Origin of the sequence: Gimesia aquarii, from assembly GCF_007748175.1 — a bacterium.
Taxonomy (GTDB): Bacteria; Planctomycetota; Planctomycetia; order Planctomycetales; family Planctomycetaceae; genus Gimesia; species Gimesia aquarii_A.
This window is the reverse complement of sequence record NZ_CP037422.1, coordinates 6,375,615-6,399,599: the sequence shown is the minus strand read 5'-3', so window position 1 is coordinate 6,399,599 and position 23,985 is coordinate 6,375,615. Positions and strand designations below refer to the sequence as shown.

The window sequence follows — 23,985 nt, the reverse complement described above, 5'->3', positions numbered from 1 at the left end:
CTGGCTTGATAACATTCGTTCCACAGAAATTGGGTGTTTGTTCTTATGATGGAGCCTACAACCTTGCATCAGCAAGAGCGTTCCGATTCGAATCAGCCTGACATTGATCGGGCATTAGAAGATCTGACTGAAGCCAACCGAATGTCGGTTGGCTTTTCAGTCGAACAGCGTATCCAGTTGACGGAACAATGTTTGCAAAGTCTTTCCGAAGCGGCTCCAGAATGGGTCGCGCTTTCCTGTCAGGCAAAGCAAATTCCAGAAGGCAGTCGGGTGCGTGCTGAAGAGGTACTGGCAGGGCCCGTTTCGGTGGCCCGTTTCCTTCAGATCTTGTTGATTAATTTAAAGGCTGTTCGGAGTTCCGGCGAACCTTTTTTACCGGGGGCCGTTTTCCAATCACTGGAAAAACAACAGCGCGTGCCCGTCTTTCCGACGATTGGACTTTATGATGCGATTGTGTTCTCTGGATTAAAGGCGGAAGCCTGGCTAAAGCAGAATGAGGAATCTGCGTCGCTGTTTAACCTCGAGCAATTGGAGCGAACAAATTCTGAACCGCTTCCTTTAACATTAGTACTGGGTGCAGGGAATGTGTCTGCGATTCCTGCGACGGACGTCTTGACGAAAATATTGCAGGAGGGCGAACGCGTTCTTCTCAAAATGAATCCGGTGAATGCTTACCTGAAACCTGTGTTCGAACAGGCATTCAAACCATTAATGGATGAGGGGCTCTTACGAATCGTTTGTGGCGACGCACGCGATGGAGCGTATCTGGTAGAACATCCTTCGATTGATCGAATTCATATTACAGGGTCGACACAAACTCACGACGCCATTGTCTGGGGAAGCGATCCGACGGAACAGGAAACCCGGAAACAGAATAATCAGCCCCGTATCAATGTGCCCATTACGAGTGAACTGGGAAATGTTTCGCCGTGGATTGTAGTTCCCGGTGAATACTCAGAAAAACAACTCCGTTTTCAGGCCGAGAATATTGCGGCATCGATTGCCAATAATGCATCATTTAATTGTCTCGCTACGAAAGTCATCGTCATAGCCACGCATTGGCAGCAGCGAGATCAATTTCTGTCAATGATCCAAAAACAGTTAGATCAAATTCCGAGACGCTATGCTTATTATCCAGGTGCGGCAGAACGCTGGGAACGATTTGCTGGTGAAGTTCCCGATGATAAAGAGTATCTTCCCTGGAAATTGATTCGAGATGCAGATCCTCAAACGTCTCCCCAGTTATTTCGGGAAGAATCATTTGTCTGCGTTTGTGCCGAGACCGGTTTGGAAGCGGATTCAGATACTGATTTTCTGGAACAGGCAGTCAACTTTGTAAATCAAGAGGTTTGGGGAACCCTTTGTGCTACGATTACGGTTCCGAATCAATTTCAGAAGTCGCAGCGGGAGTTTCTGGACCATTGTGTGTCTCGTTTGCACTATGGTGCTGTCGGGATTAATCATTGGCCCGCGTTGAACTATGCATTCATGTCGACTCCCTGGGGAGGTGCGCCAGGGGGCGATCTGAAAAATGTCGCCAGTGGCATGGGGAATGTGCACAACACCTATTTTCTCAGAGACGTTGAGAAAACCGTTTTATATGGACCGCTGACTTTAATTCCCAAACCGGTTTGGTTCCCCTCACATCCCAATCCGGAATCAGTGGGTTGGCAACTCTTAAAGTTGTACACCCAACCTTCGTTAATGAATCTATCAAGAGTCGGGCTTTCAGTACTATTCAAGTAACGTCATTCACTTCAAGCAGAGTCATTGCAGGATCATCAGACATGTCCAAAATCAATTCTTTCATTTCAACACAGGTTGTCAGTCTCGCGAGTCTTATCCTGGCTGGTGTGCTATTTTCAGAGAATTCTCTGTTGAGGGCCGAGGAATCGACTGCTCCCAAGCTGGTTTCAGCGACTTATACATTCTCACCCGGTCCTGATTTTCCGTTTCGCTTCCAATCGCGATTGATTCAGGCGATTCCTGGTGACATTCTTCAGTTAGAGGCAGGAACGTATGAATTACAGTCTGGTTTGAATCTGGTCACCGACAATGTCACCATCCGCGGGCGGGGACAAGATAAAACCATTCTCACATTTAAAAATCAACGTGATGGAAGTTATGGATTATTGGCGAGTGGAGATAATCTGGTCTTGGAGAATTTTGCTGTTGAGGACACCAGCCATAATGCAATCAAAGTATTAGGGGCAGAGAATGTTACCTTTCGTGGGGTTCGTACGGAATGGACGGGAGGTCCCAAGTCGACCAACGGAGCCTATGGTCTCTATCCGGTTCAGTGTAAGAACGTGTTAATTGAGAACTGTATTGCCATCGGAGCCGCCGATGCAGGGATTTACGTCGGACAGACTACAGACGTGATTGTGAGAAACTGTCGTGCGGAATGGAACGTCGCGGGCATTGAGATTGAAAATACCATTAATGCGGATGTCTATGATAATATCGTGACAAACAATACGGGGGGGCTCTTGGTCTTTGATTTGCCGGGGTTGCCTCAGAAAAATGGACGTCATGTTCGCCTCTTCCGAAATCAGATCATTAAGAATAATACCAAGAATTTTGCTCCTAAAGGGAATATGGTTGCTTCTGTGCCCGCGGGCTCAGGAGTGTTAATCATGGCGACGGATGATGTGGAAGTTTTTGACAATTTCATTACTGACAACAACTCCTTCAGTGTGTCGGTAGTCAGTTTTCTGATTCAACAGAAGAAAACGAAAGATAAAAACTTTGATCCCTATCCAGAAGGAATTTTCATACATGACAATCAGATTAGCGGTGGGGGTACGGTACCCGATGGCGAGTTGGGTTTGCTTCTGAAGTCAATTGTGGGCACTCCACTACCTGATATCACCTTTGATGGAATGATTGATCAGAAAAAGCTGGTCGATGGGAAACTGCCGACTGAGAAATCCTTGCGATTGTCTAATAATGGTAAGGCGCGATTTTTAAATATTGATTTCAGTAATTTAAATCCTGCTAATATTGCCGCTGGGAAATATCAGCCCGGTATGGATATGACTCCTTTTAAAGGAACTCTGACATCGCTAAAGCCGGTGCATCTGAAGCTACATGGAAAACCACAGCCAGCCAAAAATACAACATTACTTGTGTATTACGCGGCACCACAGAAACTGTCAGAACTGGGGCTCTTTAAAGGGAGTGGCGTGACTCAGGAACCCGCTGAAGGGGTGATTCCCTATGATTTAATTACGACCTTATTTACCGATTACACATCTAAGCATCGCTTCATTCGTTTGCCAGCAGGGAAAAAAATCAAATTCAAATCAGCGGGTGTTCTTGATTTTCCGGTGGGGACGATGCTGATTAAAACGTTCTCGTATTTAAACGACATGCGAGATCCTTCACAGGGTGAGCGTTTGCTGGAAACAAGAATCGAATTTCTCAAAGACTCTGGCTGGTATGGATATTCTTACATCTGGAATGAGTCGCAAACGGATGCCGAATTAAGTCTGGGGGGAGGTGAGGTCGATGTTTCCTGGATTCATTCTGATGGAAAACAGCGGTCTACACAACATCTGGTGCCGAATGCAAACCAATGTATCAGTTGTCATAGTCGGCATGACAAATATATTCCCATTGGCCCGGTCGCTGCCAACATGAATCGTACATACCAATACGCACATGGCGAAGAAAACCAGCTAGCCTATCTGAAACGAATGGATCTGATTGAAAGTGCTCCCGAACCGGCGGTCATTGAAATGCTGGCTGATTTTGACAACCCGCATTCCGGGAACCTGAACCAGCGAGTACGTGCTTATTTATCAGTGAATTGCGCCCATTGTCATAGTCCCGGCGGGAATGCTCGTACAACGGGATTAGATTTGCGTTTATCACAAACGGATCCTGTGAAACTTGGCGTCTGGAAAACGCCTGTTGCAGCGGGGAGGGGATCAGGAGGGCGAAGTTATGATATTGTTCCCGGCAAACCAGAGAAATCGATTTTAATGCATCGTTTACAATCCAGTGACCTGGCAGCCCGGATGCCCAATATTGGCAATCGGATTGTGCACCAGGAAGCCGTTGACCTGATTCATACGTGGATTAGTCAAATGGAGAAGACGGTTTCGGAAAAATAGAGTGTCTTACAGAGAGTTCTTTTATGGTTTTCAATCTGCCTTTGTCTATTTGAGAATCAAACAGCTTCTTTATTCTTGTACGCGTGGCTGTCTTGAATGATGAGTTGGTTGCGGCCTTGTTTCTGAGATTTGGCTAAGGCATGTAGTCCACGGTCCAGGATCAATTCTGCTGAGTCACCGGGAACACAAGTGACATAAGCAAGGCTGGCTGTGACAACCACTTCTGAGCTGGTCGTTTCCAGGCGGAAATGATGATGCCGAATGGCATCTCGAATGGTTTCAGCGTTAATTTGTCCTTCGCTGCTGGAAAAGCCGGGAAGTAAAATTGCCAGTGTGTCCGATTTCCAAAAACAGATAACGTCTTCGTCTCTGATTTTATGTAACGCCAGTCGTGAAATTGTTTTCATGAATTTGACGGGAGCCATAATTCCAAAGCGTTCTTTCAACTGCTCGTATTGGTTCATTTGCACAAGCAGCAAACCGCTATTCAGTTCCGTCGAAGTTCCCGCCAGTAACATCATTTCCAGGTTGGCTTCAAACGCCGAGGCATCTGGTAGCTTTAAATGTGTTTGTTCCGGTTGTAAAACCCATTGCATCGCTGGGAATTCCTGCTTTTTCTTCTTGTCAGGCTGATTCTCCAGTTGAATTGGTTCTTCATCTGGAACTTTTCGTTCAACCAATCGATTAATCAGATCCAGTAGCTTCCCGCGTCTGCGGCTGATTTCACTGGTTTGTTCTTTCGTTAGCATCATTCCCGGAAATTTTTCGAGCAACGCACATGCAGCTTGAGCAGTATCCAACGTTTCTTTCACGTGTTCAAAGCAACCCTGGATATGTTTTTTGGCTCGTCGGAGATTGCGCGCAGGGGCGCTCTTACCGACAACATAACCTGCCGTAAAACCCAGGCTGACCGCAATGAGTAACCCTGCGCCGAAACAGATGAGAACATCGTTTGAAATGGAAAACTGTGATGTTAATAAGATTGCCATCATGCTTCTCTTCCTGACTGGGAAGCAACCATGTTTTATCTCAAAAGAGATAAAACGTTTAGCGTTGATCATAGAGATTGGCCAGAGGTGACCAATGCGTAAAATCGTTTTTGACTTCTCTAAGTCAATCAAGCTTAGTTCACGCTCAGGAGGAATGTTCCTTACAATTCTAATCCGAACGAGAATATTAGCCGGCGAATGTAATGATTGTAAGGATTTTTATGAGCAGGGACGTTTGATGGGTAATCTTACTGTCTCAATTCCAGGGTAAAACTCCCGAATCGTCACTTTCGTTCGCTGGTTTCAGTAGGTCCAGCCTGAACAGGAGCAGGCTGGGCTTCCAGAAATTTAAGGCTCAGAATAAGGTCGGTGTCTCGATCATTGAGTTGCTCGACTAATTTTTCATCCACGGTAAACACGAAGGAAATCTGCCTGCCGGAAGGAGCGGCACACAGATAATAAATCCATTGCACGGGAATCTCGTTGGCCTTCCCAGCAACGGTGACCCGATGAACGTACTTTCCATCTGCGGAAGAGAGGTTTTCAGCCTTCAGGATTTTGATCAGTTTGTCGCCTAACGAGGTGCGGATGTCCTGTTGGAACTGTTCTTCTGAAGTGTGGCTACCCGGTTTAACAGAAGCAATTTTTGAAATATTGGCTTGCGCAATCAGACTCCCTTTATCGAGCAATCTTAAGACGGCAACCTGATTCGTTTGATGAAATACATACCAGTTCCGTGGCAGAAGTAATTGAACATTCCAGGGAGGTTCGAAGCTCAAGAGTTTGGACTCTGGTTTTGTTTCCAATGGGATAGAAGCCAACGCTTCATCTGTGAGTGGTCCCGGAGCTGCTGCGAGTGTACGATCCCAATTCACTTTGGCAGTGACTTTCATACCGGGACTGACAGAACCCACAGAACGATTTTCCGTTTGTTCCAATTCCAGGTGACTGATGAACTCATCATTCGAATGGAACTGAAATTTACCTTTGACTGCAATTTCGGTTTGCGCGCCAACAGTGGCCCCTTCAATCGTTCCGCTAAAACTAATCACTGCCACGTTGTCTGCTACGGATTCCAGTTTGCAGGTCAACTCTGACTTTAAGACTGCTTCAAGTCCCGTAAGAGACTGAAGTACCCAACTGTCAGGAGTCCAGGATTCACCAACTTCCACTTCGGAACGTGGTAAGAGTGCGCTGACAGGGAGACAGTCACCAGGAGAATTGAGCAATTCCAGTTCTGATGGCATGAGCGGGCCAACGGGAGAATGTAAGGAAAGACCCTCAGGTTTTCCTTCTGCGACAATCATGCGATGTTTATCTCGACCACGGGCAAATGTTTTTTGTCCTTGTACATCAATTGTGGCTGTGGCCGATTCATAGTAGCGAAGAGAACGCAGTGCTTCTGCATCACGTCCTGTTCCTGGCAATTTGCGTTCGAGGTATTGAAGTTTTCCTTCTACATTGAGCTCGAGTTTTCTCGCTTTACCCGATTTAATAGCTGTTTCCAGATGGCCTTCGACTTGAATTGTGGAATCCACACTATAAGTGCGTGAGTCTTTTGTGGGTTCAGAGAATTCATAGGTTTCTGCGTAAACTGATAGTCTGCTCGAGAGCAGTAAAACAATAATCATAGTAACTGACAGACAGAAAAAATATGATACCCGCGAAGGATTGTCTTTACTCAATGAAAACATGCGGAAGGCTCCGTAAATCAAGCGTCCATACTGATTGGAGAAGGAAAGTAGGAAGTTTATTCGTTTACTGCGACATTTGTTTGCTGAACCATATCACGTGATGTTGCGATAATTCCGGCAACATCCAGTCCCAGGTCAACCAGTAGTTCGTTACGATTCCCATGTTCAATAAAACGATCAGGAATCCCAAGTCTTCTGAGATGACTCGTGTTAAGCCCCGCATCATTGGCAGATTCCAAAACTGCTGAACCAAAACCGCCACAAAGTGTAGCTTCTTCAACCGTAATCACAAAGCCCGATTCTCGAATCGCCCGATGGATGACGTCGACGTCTAATGGTTTGGCGAAGCGGGCATTGATCACGCCAATATCATGTCCTTCTTCCCGGAGTTTTTCCGCTGCCTGAATACAATTGGTGAACAGGGAGCCAAATGCAATCAGCATTCCATCTTTGCCCCAGACATAGACTTCTGATTTACCGAGTTCGACTGGAGCGACCTTCCGCTCGACAGAGTCAGCGGCCGCTTTGGGGTATCGAATCGAAGTTGGCCCGGCATGCTTCAAAGAAAATTCAAGCATCGGTTCGACATCCTGTGCATCTCCGGGGGACATCAAAACAAGATTCGGAAAGCACCTCATGTAGCTGTTATCAAATGCCCCATGATGAGTCGGACCGTCTTCGCCGGCGATTCCGGCTCGGTCCATGCAGAATGTAACTGGGAGGTTTTGCAACGCCACTTCCTGAAAGATATGATCGAAGCCGCGCTGCAGGAACGTGCTGTAAATATCAACAATCGGTCGGAGTCCTGCTTTGGCCATACCGCCTGCAAAAGCAACCGCGTGCGCTTCACAAATTCCCGTATCAAAAAATCGGTCAGGGAATCCATCCCGAATCTTGCCTAGTTTGTTTCCAGTACACATCGCTGCGGTGAGAACAACTACACGCTCATTGTCAGTCATTGCCTGAAAGACGGAATTACTTACGACATCCGTAAATGATTTGGGAGAGCTACTGCCCGGCTTTTCAATGGGAACGATTTCGTTTTCTTCATTACGCTGGAACGGAGCCGGGGCATGAAAGGAGACCGGATCATTGGTGGCGGGCTCAAAGCCATGTCCTTTTTCCGTTAAGACGTGCAATAAAACAGGCCCTTTGATGTTTTTGATCATCTGCAGATAACCGGATAACTCTTCAATGTTATGTCCATCTACCGGCCCGATATAGCGAAAACCCATTTCTTCAAACAGCATGCCACCGTGCAGGAAACCTTTGACGGCTTCCTTGAAACTGCCCAGTGTATGTTCCATTGATTCGCCGACAACCGGGACTTTATTCAGTAGCCATGAGACATCTCGTTTTAAACCATTGTAAAACGGAGCCACACGGGCCTTATCGAGATATTTCGCTAAGCCTCCGACACGTGGGCAGATTCCCATTTTATTATCGTTAAGGATCACGAGGACATCTTTATTCAAGCCAGCGGCATTGTTCATTGCCTCGAAGACGACACCGGAAGGCAGTGCTCCATCGCCAATCACAGCCACGGATTTGCGGTTCGATTCACCAGCCAGATCATCACCGGCTTTCATTCCAAGCACCGTCGAAACGCTGGCGCCAGCATGTCCTGTCATAAACAGGTCATAATCACTCTCTTCCGGATTCGGGTAGCCCATCAAACCGCCTTTGCGGCGGATCGTTGAAATTTGCGAGTAGCGGCCTGTGATTAATTTGTGGGGGTAGATTTGATGCCCTGTATCCCAGATGAGCCGGTCCTGGGTAAAGTCATACGCCATGTGGAGAGCAATACAAAGTTCAACGACTCCCAGGTTACTCGCAAAGTGAGCGGATCGGTCTTCGACGACCGTGCACAGAACCTCGCGGATTTCTGCTGCCAGTGTTTCGAGTTCACTCCCCGACAATGTTTTCATATCCAGCGGTGAGTTGATGCGCGGTAGAATTTCGATCTTCATCAATGGTCTCGTTCTAGTACAAAATGGGCCAGTTCTTCCAATCTTTGGCCGTGGCTCCCAAGTGGGGCGATCGAGAGGCACGCTTCATCAATCAAATTTTGTGCTCGTTGGCGACTTTCTTCAACGCCAATCAGGGATGGGTAGGTTAATTTACCGTGTTTAGCGTCTTTTCGCACGCCTTTTCCCATTTTTTCTGCATCACCGGTTAAATCAAGTAGATCATCGGTAATTTGAAATGCCAATCCTATGTAAGTGCCGTATTCTTCCAGTTTTCGCAGTATTGTCATCTCCGCACCACCGATTCGGGCTCCAATTGTGAGTGCACTACAAATGAGTCTCCCCGTTTTTCGTCGATGAATGGCCTCTAATGTTTCCAATGTAGAATTGTTTAGATGCTCGGATTCTAAATCTGCGACCTGGCCTCCTACCATTCCTATCGCACCTGCTGCATTCGCTAAATCAGCACAACATTCTGCAGCACAAGAGTTTACCTTAATTTGACTTGCCATAATTTCAAAAGCAAGAGTTAATAACGCATCTCCTGCCAGGATGGCATTCGCTTCACCGAATTTGATATGGTTCGTCGGCATTCCTCTACGCAAATCATCGTTATCCATGGCTGGCAGATCGTCATGGATGAGAGAGTATGTGTGCACCATTTCGATGGCACAGGCGGCTGGTAAGGCTGCCTCCAATTCTCCTCCACATGCTTCACAACTGAGCAGCACCAAAATGGGGCGAAGTCGTTTTCCGCCAGCTGACAAGCTGTAAGACATTGCCTCTTTGAGAATGGGGGGGCAATCCGTTGAAAGGTCAAGTGACTCTGATAATTGGCGATTTACCAGGCTTTGAAGATGGCTCCATCTGTCTTTAAAAGAAAGGAATTTATGACTCATTCAAAAGGCATCTTTTCTAATGATTGGTGGTTTTGTTTTTCAGTCTGATTCAGTTGCCGTGGCGAGAAGCAGTCCAATCTGACAGGCTTTGAGATATTCATCAATCATCAACGTTTCTTCTGTGGTGTGAATATCCTGTTGGCCACAGCCTAGAGTCACTGTAGGAAATCCATGTGCGACCATCCAGTTGGCATCCAAACCTCCATTACCAATACTTAACTCGGGTAGCCCTCCTATCTTTTCTATGGCATGCTTTGCTGTTTGAACGACAGGCTCATTTTCACTAAGACGAAAGGACTCATATTTCAAATGGGATTCGAAGGAGACCGTCCCTCGCTGACCATCACTGTTTTTTACTGACTTTACAGACCGTTGGAAGGCTTTTTTAAATTCATCAAGGATCTTTTGTCGGAAGCGTGGGTTATGGCTCCGGGCTTCTGCCTTAATTGTCAGTTCAGGCATGACGACATTTGTGGCAGCGCCTCCAGAAAGAACACCGATATTACTGGAACCTGTATTCCTACCTTTGATGACCAGTCCATGCCAACCATTCTCTGAGAGATCTTCGATGGCCTTTCCCGCAATAACGGCGGCACTGACTCCCCGTTCCGGATGAGCGCCTGCATGACTGGCGACGCCTTCAATGCGAATTAACATTCCAGAGTCGCCAGTCGCTCCAATACAAACCTGATCAACCAGTTTCCCATCCCAGTTAAAGCACATTTTGGGCTTTCCCAGCTTACTGGTCGCTAAATGTTTCACACCAACCAGCCCAATTTCTTCCTGCACCATCCAGCAGAATGTCAAGGGAGGATGCGAGAGATTCTCAGTGAGAATCGTAAGCAAGGCGTTTAAAATGACGCTGCAGCCAGAGCGGTCGTCAGCCCCCAGAGCAGTCTGGCTACTTTTAGAATGAATCAGATTTCCTCTTTTGACCGGTTCCGCTCCGACACAGAGTGGAACCGTATCCATGTGTGCCATCAGTGCGCGCCTGGGGCCTTTTCGCGTTCCGGGAAGTTTCACAATTAAATTTCCCGATTCACCACCAATGGGGCTTTTCTTGTTTGCGGTATCGAACGAGATCAATTTTCGGGGCAGTCCTGCTTTTTGCAGCCGCTCTACGATTTCTGCTGCAATTTTTCCTTCTTCGCCACTTTTACCCGGAATGCGCATTAAGTTAGTTACAAGCTGTAATGCCTGTTTCTGGTTGACTTTAACCGTTGTTGCTCTGTTTTGAGTGCTCATTGAAAGGCTTTTCAAAAGGAGCCATCTGTACGATGCATTTGATCGAGTTGACGGAATTTTAGATTACTTCGTTCAACTTAGACTTTTGGCAACTTTTTTTCAACACGACTCGATGGGCTATTTTTGTATCTATTATGGGGGTTTTCAGACTCATATTGCTGTAATTCTGGATCAAAATTAGAATCCCGGCTGATTTGTGGCTGAGTTCCCGAACGGGTTTTAGATGACCCGGGCTGAATCTTAACATCGGAATTCTGTTTTTTGAAGATGATTCGTTCGCGCTTGCGCTGGCTAAAGCATTTGATGCTGGCATTGATTACTCTCGCTCTGTTCGCAGTGGGGGGGGAAGTCGCTTTACGCATTGATCAGTATCAGCAGCAGCATTCAGCGAACACTTTTGATACTGATAGCGTACTGATTCCTTCCGATGTGACCTATCATCGCGTTCGGCCTTTGCAGGAAGTCTCCCGAAAACACCCTGACTCGGGAGAGCTGATTCAGTTTACGATCAATAGCATGGGAATCAGAGGAAAAGAGTATACCATTCCAAAACCAGCTGGCGTCTTTCGAATTCTCTGTTTGGGAGGAGAAACCGTTCTTGCGCCGGAGATGAAAGAGCCTGATACGTTTTGTATGCGACTGGAAAAATTGCTGCAGAAAAAGACACAACTCAAGGTAGAGGTGGTCAATGCTGGTGTGCCTGATGCCAGTCCTTTGATGTCTTATTTACATCTGAGACACTCTTTGTTGGGGCTCCAGCCTGATTTAGTTTTGTTTCATTTTGATATGTCTGATGTTGCCGATGATCATGCTCTAAGACGTTATACTCAGATTGGTGATTCAGGAATTCCTCTTTGCTCAATGCACCCCTTGTTCGAAAAGATCAATACTCCGGAACGACTGGAAAATCAGTTCCTGGTCTATCGATACACGCTGAGATGGCTCGGTGATTATTGGGTGGAAAATCAACCTGCGGGCCTCGATCGTGATATTGATACGCCACAGGGAAAGTACCTCTGGCTAGAAGACCATCCTCCGGATTGGTCTGTGTATGTGAGACAGACTTTAGAGCCCATTCAAAATATTCAGCAGATTACGCAGGGAACTTATTCGCGATTCATCCTGGCGACTTATCCCAAGCCCTGGCAGGTTTCCGAAACGGCCATGAGTGGGAAACGGGCACGAAGTTCTCTGGGAGTTCGAGATGGGGTCGAGTATGCCAGTCGATTTCCTTTTGATCTGCTCGATACTTATGCCAAGCAGTTAAATGTGACTTATTGTGATACTTCGCCCACGTTTCAGGGTATTCAGAATCCCGATCGTTTTTTTCTGAACAATGTTCCCCGGTTTTCAAGAGAAGGACACGCACTTTATGCAAGGGAGCTTGCGCTGTTTATCCTAAAAGAGATTCCTGGAATCTGGTCAGATTCGATTCCTTCAAACTCAGAACAGCCGATTCCCAAACATGCCCAGGTTCCCGCATATTGAACGAGGATTCGGATGTGAATATGATGATAGTAAGGGATTTCATGCATCGGGTTAAGATTGCCAGAGAGTAAAGAATCACGTAATATTAAACAAAATTAATTTATTGAGTGCTTGTTTTGAGGAATAGACCTCAAAACAGCAAGGGAATGACCCAATTACATGATTTTCAAAGTGTTTAGGCAGAAATATGACATATCTTTTATGAACGTTAAGAGATTTTCATATTTGAGTCTCGAACCAACATTCCAATCATTTTTCTAATCATTAACTATTTTTTCAAATCAATACTATCAATATCTTTAACAGGAGATCCTGTGGGTTCCGCTCTGGCAACAGTGAACTCAGGTCGATAGAGGAAAGAATTCTATGGGTTCTTATGAAACAGCATGTCGTTATTTCGATCAGGCTTCACGTCAAGTCGGCTTGTCGCGCAATATGCAGGAATTATTGCGAACTCCGGAACGCGAGGTCAAAGTGGAAGTCGCAATCGAACGTGATAACGGTGAGATCGCAACTTATATCGGATATCGCATACAGCATGACAGTTCCAGAGGGCCGATGAAAGGAGGACTCCGTTTTCATCATGAAGTTGATGCCGATGAAGTACTGGCACTCGCCTCCTTGATGACCTGGAAGACCGCTTTAGTCAATATTCCCTATGGCGGAGCGAAAGGGGGGATTTCTGTGGATGTGAGCCAACTGTCACAAGGTGAGCTGGAACGGGTTACGCGTAAATTTGTTGACAAAGTTTACGATGTGATTGGGCCTTCCAAAGATATTCCTGCTCCTGATATGGGAACGAATGCGCAAGTGATGGCCTGGATAATGAATCAGTTTGAAAAATACCGGGGGTTCAATCCCGCATGCGTGACAGGGAAACCATTGGAATTGCATGGTGCTGATGGCCGTGAAGAAGCGACCGGCCGAGGCGTGGCTATGATTACCCGTGAGACATTGGATCGATTAAAAATTGATGTGACAGGTGTGACGGTTGCTATTCAGGGGTTTGGAAATGTGGGTAGCTTTGCCGCTCATTTTCTCAACGAATTCGGGGCGAAAGTTGTTGCGGTCTCCGATGCGAGTGGAGGAGTCTATAAGGCGGATGGACTGAATATTCCCCAATTAATCGAGTATTCCAAGGATACGGGGGCAGTCAGGGGTTTTCCGGAAACTGAGGCAATTTCTAATGAAGAATTGTTAACTTCGAACGTCACTGTATTAATTCCTGCTGCATTGGGAGGCGTACTGACGAAGGAAATTGCCAGAGATACGAGAGCGAAATGCATTATCGAGGCTGCCAATAATCCGACGGAGCCAGAAGCCGATGAAATTTTTGAGAAAAACGATGTGGTGGTCGTTCCTGATATCCTGGCAAACGCCGGTGGCGTCACCGTTAGCTACTTTGAATGGGTTCAGAATCGACAGCATTTTAGCTGGGAAAAATCTCGCGTTCGTTCCGAGTTAGATCGTATTATGAGTGACAGCTTTGAATTAGTTTGGAAAATCGCGACAGATAAAAAAGTCTCTTTACGTGTTGCCGCCTATATTCTGGGCATTGGTCGGGTTGGTCGGGCAACTGTTTTAGGGGGGATCTAAGTCCCAGCTGTTTCTAATCTCTTCGATCGATTCAATATCAAATTAAAAATCTAAGTTCAGCACCTGGAGTTAATGAGGTGGTTAAAGTGTTACCAGTTGAGCAGTTAATCAATGAGTGTGTCCTATTCCAGTCAGTGACGCCGGAAGAAATGGATGTCTTACTCCATGCTTCTGAACGTGAAGACTTTCCCGAAGGGGCTCGCATTCTTGATGAGGGAAACTCGACGCGTTATCTCTGGGTTATTCAGAGCGGCACATGCGAAGTACGAAAAAGACTTTCCAACGGCAACGAGCAGGTTTTGACTCAATTAAGCCCCTTTTCGATTTTTGGTGAAATGTCATTTTTTAAACCAGCACCTCATTCGGCAAGTGTTGTCGCATTAACGGATGTGGAAGTCTTTCGTATCCCAGGTCGTGAGTTTGATCAAATGTTGAAAGATGGTGTGTCAGGCGCGCAAAAAGTAGTCTTGAATACCGTTCGAATCATGTCAGATCGGCTTAGAATGATGGATGAATGGACAGCGGAAATGGTCCAGAGCACCGGTTCTCGCTCCAAGAATGCGGAATGGCACGATTTCCGATCCAAGCTTTATTCTGACTGGCAATTCTAGAGTTTCGCTTTTAATAGACATTTGATTTCAAAAAGCTCCTTCAATACCAGAGCCGTTTCCCCTCCGTGAAGATCCCGCGTTGACACATTCAGGCTGATATTTGATACTTCGACAAATTGACTGATCTCGATAATATATCGGGGAATCATTTTCTGTGCGCACTTTTCTCGTAATCTCAGTGTCTGTTAAGATAAGTAAAGTGATTTTAAGAAACCCAGCCGTATTCAACGGGTAAAAACGCTCGTAGATTATTTAAGAGTATCATGACTGAATTCGACTTGCCTCATTACACGCAACAACTGGCTCATCAGGCGCGCGACGCCTCCCGAAAGTTAGTGTCAGCAAACGGAAACCAGAAAAACGACTGGTTGTGCCGGATGATCGAGCTGATTCGGGAGAGAACACCTGAACTACTTGAGGCCAATGAAAAGGACTTGAAGCAGGCTCCTGAATACGGTTTGACTGAGGCATCCATCGATCGCCTTAAATTGACTGATGCACGATTGCAGGGAATTGTTACTGCACTCCAGGAGATTACGGCGCTGCCTAATCCGATTGGCGAAATCATTGGTAGTAATATGCGTCCCAACGGATTGCTGGTGACTCAGGTACGGGTTCCGTTGGGGGTGGTCTTCTTTATTTATGAATCAAGACCCAATGTAACGATCGATGCGGCGGCCTTATGTGTCAAAAGTGGAAATGCTGTGATCCTCAGAGGGGGAAAAGAAGCATTTCACAGTAACATGGCCTTGTATGGATTACTACAACAGGGGCTTAAAGATGTGGGGCTTCCCGAGCAGTCAGTTCAGTTGGTTGAAACAACGGACCGTGAAGCTGTTGGTCATTTTCTAAAGCTGGGAAATCTGATTGATGTTACCATTCCCCGAGGTGGTAAGGGATTGATTGAACGTGTTGCCAAGGATGCGATGATGCCTGTGATCAAACACTTCGATGGGGTTTGTCACGTTTATCTTGATGAGGCGGCAGATTCAGAACTGGCGGTGTCGATTACTGTCAACAGCAAGTGTCAACGTCCTGGAGTCTGTAATGCGGCAGAAAGCTTATTGGTTCACGCCGATATCGCGAAAACAATATTCCCTCAGGTGGCAGCTGCTTTGGTAAAGCAAGGGGTAGAACTCAGGTGTTGTCCACGTTCCATGGAATTAATCAATGATGGTCAATTGGCAACCGATGATGACTACGCCACAGAATATGGTGCCATGATCATGTCTGTCAAAATTGTTGATAGTATGGACGCGGCAATTCAACATATCCATCAATACGGTTCCGGACACACTGAATCAATTGTAACCACAAATTTGGCAGCTGCAGAGAAGTTTACTACTGAAGTGGATTCCGCTGCTGTCATCGTTAATGCCAGCACTCGGTTTAACGATGGGGGTGAGTTTGGTTTAGGGGCTGAAATTGGTATAAGCACCGACAAATTTCATGCGCGTGGCCCCTGTGGCTTAAATGAATTGACTAGTTACAAATATGTTGCCCATGGAGCAGGGCAGATCAAACAATAGAAAGCATTGGATCATTCAATTGTGAATATAGACTGCTGCTGATCTTCCAGATCAGAAGTAGTTTTCCAAGGGAGGCTAGGGATGGCAGATGTACTAAGTCAAAATGAAGTCGAGTCATTATTGTCGGCTTTGGACCCTACAGCGAGTAGTGCTGGTGGGGGGGGGACTAGTCGTCCCGCAACTCGCAATGCAGACTTCAATTCCCAAATCAGTATTTATGATTTCAAGCGCCCGGAACGCGTCAGTAAAGAACAGATGCGGGCTTTTCGTGCGCTGCATGAAAGCTTTAGCCGTGAGTTTGGAGCTGCACTCAGTGGGATGCTGAGATCGATTATTGAAGTCAAATTGATTAGTGTAGACCAGCTGACCTACAGTGAATTCGTTTTCAGTCTTGAAAATCCGACCTGTTTCAATCTACTTGAATCGGAAACTCTTGAGGGACACATCATTTTGGATATTAGTCCTTCCATTATTTTCCCGATCATAGACCGTCTTCTGGGAGGTAATAGTAATTCGCAAGGTTCCTATCCCAATCGGCCATTGACTGAAATAGAGATACGTCTCGTGTCACGCATCACAGGTCTGGCCATTGAAGGGATTGAATCTGCCTGGAGTAACCTCTGTGATTGGAAACTGAAAGTTTCTCAAGTGGAAAGTAATCCACAACTGGTTCAGATTGTGCCTCCCAACGAAGTGATTGTGTTGATTTCTTTTGAAGTCACAATGGGGGAAACACGTGGGATTATCAACCTTTGTATTCCCTTCAATACCATTGAACCACTTTCTAATAAGCTGACATCAGATACCTGGTCTGCTTATAAGAAGAAATCTCCTGACTTACGGCAGCAGTTGAGCTTGGAAACCAGTGTGACCCAATCAAAGATTCATATGAAAGTGGATTTAGATAATAGTAAACTGACGACAGGAGAAGTTTTAAATTTGTCAGTAGGTGACGTGATTATGTGTAATAAAGGGAGTTCGCAATCTTTGACTGTTGAATTGGAAGGTGCTCCTGTTTTCACCGCTTATCCTGGAGTCTATAAGGGGCATAAAGCGATCAGCATCGAAAAAATGTTGGCTGTCCCCAAGGATATCATTGAAGAAAAAGTCAAAAAAGCGGGGGGATTACCACTAGAAGAAAGCCAGTCACACTAGTTCTTAATCAGATGATGTGGTCTAGCGTGTGACTTTGTGTTCACTGTTTGTTCGTGAGCTACGATTATGGATAGCAAGTTGACGTTACCAAATTAAAAAGTGACTCAATCTCTGCTCTGAAATTCAAAAATAGCGTTTTAGCCGGTTTAGAATCTTTTTCTCTGAACTAAACCAGTTTTTAGCTTCGTTTCGGTAGAAAAAACAGTGCCTTGCTGATTATACTGCTCGATCAACTTTCAAAAGAATAACAGGTCTGCCTGTTAATTTGAATACATTTTTGCTTCTGCTTGACGCGTGGTTCATGAGTTGATGAGAAGTGAAAATGTTTATTGTAATTAAAGGTTTACGCTCTAAATCTCAGTTTTCACAGAGTGGGACAGGTTGCTGTCTCTGAGTCGTTCACGAAGATTGAAAAAAAATGCCCAAGCAAAAGACACATAAAGGAATGAAGAAGCGGTTTAAGATTACTGCTTCCGGTAAAGCCAAGCACAGAAAAGCGTTTCGCGGTCATATTCTAAGCAAAAAAAGTCCCAAGCGAAAAATCAGACTTCGTGGTGATGGAGTTGTGACCGGAGCGGAAGCAAAGATTATTCTGAACGCGTTGCGTCCCGGTTCATAGCCTTGTGCACGCCCTTGAGAGTGGCAATCAATCCTTAAAGAAACAAAGCATTTAACTTCGCGGTTGGAAAGTAATCATGAGAGTTCGAAAAGGTGCAGCGCGACGCAGAGCAAAAAAGCGTCTGTTTAAAGAAGCAAGTGGTAATTTTGGCGGTCGTGGTAGCTTATTGCGGACCGTAAAAGAAACGGTGGTTCGATCTCGCGTTTATGCATATCGAGACCGTCGAGTGCGAAAGCGTGAGTTTCGGGCGCTGTGGATTACTCGAATTACTGCCGCCTGTCGCGAGCGAGGCATCAATTATTCGCAGTTCATCAATGGATTAACGAAGGCAGGGATTACTTTGAATCGAAAGTCTCTTAGCGAGCTTGCCATTTCTCAGCCACAGGTATTTGATGAAATCGTGAAAGCCGCTCAAGCAGCATTGGCAGCTTGAAGCCGTTGTTGACTTTATGACTCGAACTATTTTACGCGAAGCATGCCCTTCTTATTAGAAGCATGGTTCGCGTAATTTTTTTATCGATTCTAACAAAACCCTGTTTTACAGCAGGGGGCTCACCAGCCGCAGGGTATTTTCTAATAACCGTTCTTTAAACGATCTGGTTTTCCATTCAGCAGAGTCCAGCCGTCTTGAATCATCAATATAGGTTTGTTGCAAAGAACGTAATTCGTTCGCAAATTCTGGCTCGTAGACAAAGAGTGACACTTCATAATTCAGCCACAGACTACGCATATCAAGATTCGCCGTGCCAAACATCGAAATCGCTCCATCGGCCATGACTGATTTGGTATGTAATAACCCTCCCTGATAAAGATAGATCTTTACACCGACTCTGAGTAGTTCATCGAAGTAAGAACGACTCGCGTAGCGTGTCAATAATGAGTCTACTTTCTCAGGGACAATTAACAGCACTTTAACCCCCCGTCCCGCCGCCCCAATGATTGCTCTGAGTAACGATTCATCAGGCACCAGATACGGTGTGGTAAGCACCAGCTCATCTTGCGCTGCATTAATCAGGGCCAGTAACATTTGCAGCAGCCCATCACCACTTTCACCCGGACCTGAGGGAACAACCTGGACGTCTGCTGGACCATATGGATCGACGAAGTGAAGACCTGCATCTTCAGCAATGTCATTGATTGATTCTCCCGTTTCGAGCATCCAGTCACCAATCATAATAGCCCCCATTGGAATGACCACCGTCCCTTTCAGGCGGACCATTGCGTCAACCCACTGTCCTACTCCCGCTCCCTGTTTAAAGAAACGTGGATCCACGAGGTTGGCACTACCGGTCCATGCGACTTCACCATCAATGACGATGATTTTTCGGTGAATTCGCAGGTCGGTGCGTCCTACGAACGTACGGAAGATGCCAACAGGCAAGGCAGGTAAGAGCTTAACACCGGCTTCCCGAAGTTGTTGAGGTTGTTTACCCTTCCACCAGGGACGGGCACCAAGTGCATCAATCAGGAGACGACAGGAAACTCCACGCTTTGCAGCACGAATGACAGCCTCCATGACCTGATCAGCCAGTCCGCCTGCATTCCAGATGTAAAATTCCATCAGCACACTTTTCTGTGCTGCGTCTACATCCTCTGTGATCTTTTCTAAAATCACTTGTGTATCGGAAATCAGTTGTAATTCACTCCCACAGACGGTGCGACTGCCCATGATCGTTTCGCCGAGTTTGTTCATGCCGCGTGCTGTGAAAGCATGACGAGACCAGTCGACGTCAGTGGCACCTTTTTGAATGGCGATATCCGCTATTTTTTGATAGTCGGTACGCAGACGTTCGATGGCACGTGTACGACCGCGGCCGATCCGATGTTCCCCAATCAGTAAATAGATTAGTACGCCTCCGAATGGCACCGCTGCAATCAGCACCAACCACGCCAGGGCGACACCAGTGGCAGGACGCTTCATGATGACACGAATCGAGACTGCGATCGCAAGTAACGGGTGGAAAATTAAGATGATGTTTGAAGGATGTAATAACAAATAATGAAACATGTAATGATCTCGCTGTTTATAGTTCGGTCTTCTGGTTCTGATATTGAACTCGGGAGTCCTCTAAGAATCTGAGTCTTTTGGTGACCGAACGAAAAATAAGTGAAGCCGATAATGAAGGATAATCTGTAAATGAAAAAATAAGTATACCGTTTCGTATTTGATTTGCGGGTTACTGAAGACAGAAAGCGATTTTTCGGAATTATGTGAGGGTAAAGAATCAGAGATCAAACGCATTTTCTTGAAGGATTGTTACAACTGCTTTAGATGTCGATTATAATGAGGGATAGCCTGGAAAAACTCCAAATCTAAAGTACTCTAAGTGAGAACAACCTTAAATTGAAGCTCTGACGGAGAGTTCAATTGAGCGCAATAAGAAAAAAATAAAAATGATTTTTTCAAAATGGTCCATCGTTATTGCTCTTGTCTGTATCATCGTAGCGGTGATCTATGGCCAATATTTTTTAGCGGATCACAATGAATTGTCGAATCAGGCCGTCAATCGATCTGCAGATGAACGGGAACAAAAATCAGATTCCGTTCATCCCGTTTTACCTGCATCGCCTTCTGAGGGATACCTGGGGAGTCAGGCCTGCATTGAATGTCATGCAGACGTTTGTGATACCTATCACTCACATCCCATGTCCTATTCCGCTCAGACTGTTCCAGGGGCACTCACAATTGAAAATTATGAGCTGAACCCTGGTTTTAGTTCTCCAAAGACACATGAATATGTCATTGACAAAGAAGACGGAGATATCTTTCATCACGAAAAAAGATTAACGGCTGAAAACGAAGTGATTTATGACAAAAAGGAACGTATCGATTTTGCAATTGGGTCGGGAAAACGCGGGAGATCGTATGTCATCAATCGCGAAGGCCTGTTGTTTATGTCACCTATTTCCTGGTACAGCGGCGATCAGACATGGGACCTTTCTCCAGGTTATCAACCCGCACATCATAAACAATTTGAAAGACGTTTGATTGACGGATGCATTCAATGTCATGTTGGCTTAGTTTCAAAAACCGATGGAATCAAAGATAAATTCGATCCGGTTCCTTTTCGAGAGATTTCGATCGGTTGTGAGCGTTGTCACGGACCGGGAGAAAAACATATTCAATGGCATTCCGCCAAGTCAGAAAAGTCAGGCCGGGACCCCATCGTGAATCCAATGGATTTAACTCCCGAAGCGAGAGAGGCAGTTTGTTATCAATGTCACCTTACTGGTGAAGGCCGAGTCCTGCGTTATGGTCGTCATGAATTCGATTTTCGACCTGGTGATTTAATAGAGGATATTTGGATTGTTTTTCAACAGGGAGATCGGATCTCTGAAAAGGGAGAGACACAAGCAGTCAGTCAGGTCGAACAAATGCACGAGAGTCAATGCTATCGGATGAGTCAGAACAGGCTGGGATGTATTTCTTGTCATGATCCTCATCTTGTACCAGCAGAGGTTGATCGTGTTGCCTTCTACGAGCAGAGATGTCTGGAGTGCCACGGTGTAGAGGCTACTGAATGTTCTCGTGCCACAGATGCCCAAAATCAAGCAAAGGAGTCTTGTATTTCCTGCCATATGCCACAACGTCAGGCTAAATCTGTCCCTCATACGTCCTTGACGGACCATCGTATCATTCGCAACAAAAACGAGGGGCAGGCACCAAAGGCTTCACAATCGGAATTATTCACGGTCTTCCGAGAACCCAAAGATTGGAATGCCGCCTATGACCTGAAGCGTGCACGCGGCTTTTTTTACATCTATCTGGCGGAAACGAAAAATAAGCTACAATACGCGCAACAGGCACTTGAATTATTATTGCCTTTACTGGATGACAATGATTCTGATGAAGAATTAATGACTCAGATAGGCATGGCCTATTTTCTAGTGGGGGATAAAGCGAAGTCAAAAACGTTTTTTGAGCTGGCGCTGAAATTGAATCCAAGATCCGAATCTGCGCTGCTGAAGCTTACGACGATTTGTCATGATACCGGTGATTATTCCGCGGGCATTCAATATGCGAAACGGTTTATCGAAATCAATCCCTGGAGAGGGCAGGTTTATGGACGTCTGGTTCATATGTCCGGATTGACGAATCAGTTCGAAGAAGGGGTCAAGTTTGCGCATCGAGGGCTGGAAATCAATCCTGCGTCCTGGCAGTTACATGGTTGGCTGGCACAGGTTTATCAACAGATGGGCAAAACAGAGCTGAGTCATCAACATCAGAAAAAACTACAACAATTTCGTGCCAATCCTTGAGTTTGATTGTTTCGGTTCAATTCGCTTTAGAGTCTGGTCGACGTGGACTTCATTCAAGGTTTCGATTTGCCCGTTTGGCCAAATGATTTTCACGGTGCAATCCGTATTTTCCATACCAAATCCAAAAAAGAGGGCGTGTTGGCTACTCGAGCAATAACTACTGCCTCCGACAAGCTCCTGGTAAAATGTTTCATCATTTTGACTGACCTCGACCTTCGTTCCAATGGCAGAGCGGTTACTGGTTGTTCCGATCAACATGATTTTTAACCAATGGTTGTTTTCTGAATTGTTTTGCAGCAGAGCCGCGGGATCATTTTGATTGATCACAATCAGATCCTGATCACCATCGTTGTCATAATCCGCAGCAGCAACCCCACGTCCGATACGTTTTAGACTAAAATACGGACCTGCTTGAGAGCTACAGTCTACCCATTGTGTTCCTTGATAGGAAAAAAGGAGCGGCGCCATTTTCCATTGATAGCTCCGGTCTTCCAATTGGTCAATGTGTCCATTTGCAATAAAGAGATTCATATGGCGGTTGTGGTTGAAGTCGGCCATGATCGTTCCAAAAGCAAGGGAGGAAAGTGTAGGACGGTGTAAGCTGGCGGCTTTGGTAACGTCATGAAAGCCGGCCTCCCCCAGGTTGGCGTAGAGCGTGTTGGAATCGTCGGTGAAATGGGTGACATAGAGGTCAAGGTACCCATTGTTATCATAGTCGCCATGCGCGATTCCCATACTTGCCTGGTTGTTCCCATCACCACTCATGGCACAGCCTTTTTCTATCGCGGCATCGCGAAACGACTGGCCTGCGTGATTCAAGAATAGAAAATTGGGAGTGACATCATTGGCAACATAAATGTCAGGGGACTGGTCTCGATTCAAGTCTGAAATGATCACTCCTAATGATTTACCCTCTTCTGCCCTTAAGCCCAGGTGATCGCCGGCTGCTTCAAAATGACCGTTTCCTAAATTAATGTAGACTTCGTTATATTCTGCTTCCATTTCATTGGGATGACAGATTCGTTTGATGCCTCTGTTGTCAGAACAATATTTGGGATGATGCACATCAAATTTCACATAATTACAAACGTACAAATCGAGATTTCCGTCTTGATTCAAATCCCCCCAGGCAGCACTGGTACTCCATTGAGAGGTATTCGTCGTTCCCGATGTCTTAGAGACGTCTTCAAAAGTACCATCACCCATATTCTGATAGAGAACGTTTTTTCCAACGTTTGTAACATAAATATCATCAAAACCATCGTTATTAAAATCTGCGATGGTTACGCCCTGTCCATAGGCTGAATTGTTGGCTCCTGCAGCAGAAGCGACCAGATTAAAAGTCCCATTGCCCAGGTTACGAAATAACTGATTACTTATTGGTTGATTGAGGTGAGACTTGCTAGTTGGATCTCCACCTTGGATACAATAGACGTCGATATTAGAATCGTTATCGTAATCCAGCCAGCCAGCCCCTCCTCCAATGGCTTCTACCATAAGTTGATCACCTTTGGCGCCATTTTCATAGACGAATTCAATTCCTGCCTGTGTATGCACATCACGGAATGTCGGTGTCTGGATTAAGGTGTGATCTGTCTGTTTATCATGGATGCTTTTCCTTCGAGAAATTCCCAGCGTCAATTTTGAGTTACGTTTGGAAGGGGAGAGGGATTGCTCGGTTGATGTCGTTTCATTCGAAGGGAAATCTGCTTCCTGCAGATCACAGGCGACTGCAAAGAATAACAGAGAGATTGTGAAAACCCAGATGGAATGATGCACGATTGAGTTCACCGAAAGCTTATGGGTTCTGTGAAA

The 23,985-nt window shown here is 45.8% G+C and carries 17 protein-coding genes; 10 read left to right on the top strand and 7 right to left on the bottom strand.

Annotation, left to right across the window (positions count from 1 at the left end; translation table 11 throughout):
* Window positions 1-45 precede the first annotated feature (45 nt).
* Together V202x_RS24200 and V202x_RS24195 are read left to right on the top strand one after the other, a co-directional pair.
* Window positions 46-1,746 (top strand): aldehyde dehydrogenase family protein, encoded by a 1,701-nt coding sequence (locus tag V202x_RS24200; RefSeq protein WP_145179376.1) that lies wholly within the window; start codon window positions 46-48, stop codon window positions 1,744-1,746.
* 41 nt (window positions 1,747-1,787) lie between these two features.
* Entirely contained in the window at window positions 1,788-4,118 is a 2,331-nt protein-coding gene (locus V202x_RS24195) for a parallel beta-helix domain-containing protein (RefSeq protein ID WP_145179375.1), read from the top strand.
* 56 nt (window positions 4,119-4,174) lie between these two features.
* Here the strand turns inward: V202x_RS24195 and V202x_RS24190 are convergent, their stop codons facing one another.
* The 5 genes from V202x_RS24190 to V202x_RS24170 all read right to left on the bottom strand — a co-directional run bounded on the left by V202x_RS24190 (window position 4,175) and on the right by V202x_RS24170 (window position 10,912).
* Window positions 4,175-5,110, bottom strand: a complete 936-nt coding sequence (locus V202x_RS24190; protein ID WP_197993075.1) for a GGDEF domain-containing protein — start codon at window positions 5,108-5,110, stop codon at window positions 4,175-4,177.
* Window positions 5,111-5,391: 281 nt separating this feature from the next.
* Entirely contained in the window at window positions 5,392-6,801 is a 1,410-nt protein-coding gene (locus V202x_RS24185) for a hypothetical protein (protein WP_145179373.1), read from the bottom strand.
* Between the two features lie 56 nt (window positions 6,802-6,857).
* Window positions 6,858-8,771, bottom strand: coding sequence for a 1-deoxy-D-xylulose-5-phosphate synthase (gene dxs, locus V202x_RS24180; protein WP_145179372.1), 1,914 nt, complete (start codon window positions 8,769-8,771; stop codon window positions 6,858-6,860).
* Window positions 8,771-9,667, bottom strand: a complete 897-nt coding sequence (locus V202x_RS24175) for a polyprenyl synthetase family protein (protein WP_145179371.1) — start codon at window positions 9,665-9,667, stop codon at window positions 8,771-8,773. Before V202x_RS24175 ends, dxs begins: the two co-directional genes overlap by 1 nt.
* 39 nt (window positions 9,668-9,706) lie before the next feature.
* Window positions 9,707-10,912, bottom strand: a complete 1,206-nt coding sequence (locus tag V202x_RS24170; protein WP_145179370.1) for a M20/M25/M40 family metallo-hydrolase — start codon at window positions 10,910-10,912, stop codon at window positions 9,707-9,709.
* 267 nt (window positions 10,913-11,179) lie between these two features.
* Between V202x_RS24170 and V202x_RS24165 the strand changes: the two genes are divergently transcribed.
* The 7 genes from V202x_RS24165 to rplT all read left to right on the top strand — a co-directional run bounded on the left by V202x_RS24165 (window position 11,180) and on the right by rplT (window position 18,343).
* Entirely contained in the window at window positions 11,180-12,400 is a 1,221-nt protein-coding gene (locus tag V202x_RS24165) for a hypothetical protein (protein WP_145179369.1), read from the top strand.
* A gap of 366 nt (window positions 12,401-12,766) precedes the next feature.
* Window positions 12,767-13,996, top strand: a complete 1,230-nt coding sequence (locus tag V202x_RS24160; RefSeq protein WP_145179368.1) for a Glu/Leu/Phe/Val family dehydrogenase — start codon at window positions 12,767-12,769, stop codon at window positions 13,994-13,996.
* A 77-nt stretch (window positions 13,997-14,073) separates the two neighbouring features.
* Window positions 14,074-14,607 carry a Crp/Fnr family transcriptional regulator gene (locus tag V202x_RS24155; RefSeq protein WP_145179367.1) on the top strand — a complete coding sequence of 178 codons (534 nt, stop codon included), beginning with the start codon at window positions 14,074-14,076 and terminating at the stop codon, window positions 14,605-14,607.
* 263 nt (window positions 14,608-14,870) lie between these two features.
* The gene (locus V202x_RS24150) at window positions 14,871-16,136 is read left to right on the top strand and encodes a glutamate-5-semialdehyde dehydrogenase (protein ID WP_145179366.1); all 1,266 of its coding nucleotides are present in this window, start codon (window positions 14,871-14,873) and stop codon (window positions 16,134-16,136) included.
* Window positions 16,137-16,217: 81 nt separating this feature from the next.
* Entirely contained in the window at window positions 16,218-17,291 is a 1,074-nt protein-coding gene (gene fliM, locus V202x_RS24145) for a flagellar motor switch protein FliM (protein ID WP_145179365.1), read from the top strand.
* 418 nt (window positions 17,292-17,709) lie between these two features.
* Window positions 17,710-17,910, top strand: a complete 201-nt coding sequence (gene rpmI / locus V202x_RS24140; protein ID WP_145179364.1) for a 50S ribosomal protein L35 — start codon at window positions 17,710-17,712, stop codon at window positions 17,908-17,910.
* A 76-nt stretch (window positions 17,911-17,986) separates the two neighbouring features.
* Window positions 17,987-18,343 (top strand): 50S ribosomal protein L20, encoded by a 357-nt coding sequence (gene rplT, locus V202x_RS24135; protein ID WP_145179363.1) that lies wholly within the window; start codon window positions 17,987-17,989, stop codon window positions 18,341-18,343.
* Window positions 18,344-18,448: 105 nt separating this feature from the next.
* Here rplT and cls read toward each other — a convergent pair whose 3' ends face one another.
* Entirely contained in the window at window positions 18,449-19,918 is a 1,470-nt protein-coding gene (gene cls, locus V202x_RS24130) for a cardiolipin synthase (RefSeq protein WP_145179362.1), read from the bottom strand.
* A 386-nt stretch (window positions 19,919-20,304) separates the two neighbouring features.
* On the opposite strand from cls, the gene V202x_RS24125 reads away from it, so the two are divergent.
* Complete coding sequence (locus V202x_RS24125) at window positions 20,305-22,170, top strand: multiheme c-type cytochrome (RefSeq protein WP_145179361.1); 1,866 nt, start codon at window positions 20,305-20,307, stop codon at window positions 22,168-22,170.
* On the opposite strand, the gene V202x_RS24120 is transcribed toward V202x_RS24125, so the two are convergent.
* Window positions 22,144-23,949 (bottom strand): CRTAC1 family protein, encoded by a 1,806-nt coding sequence (locus tag V202x_RS24120; protein ID WP_145179360.1) that lies wholly within the window; start codon window positions 23,947-23,949, stop codon window positions 22,144-22,146. The genes V202x_RS24125 and V202x_RS24120 overlap by 27 nt on opposite strands.
* Between the last annotated feature and the right edge of the window lie 36 nt (window positions 23,950-23,985).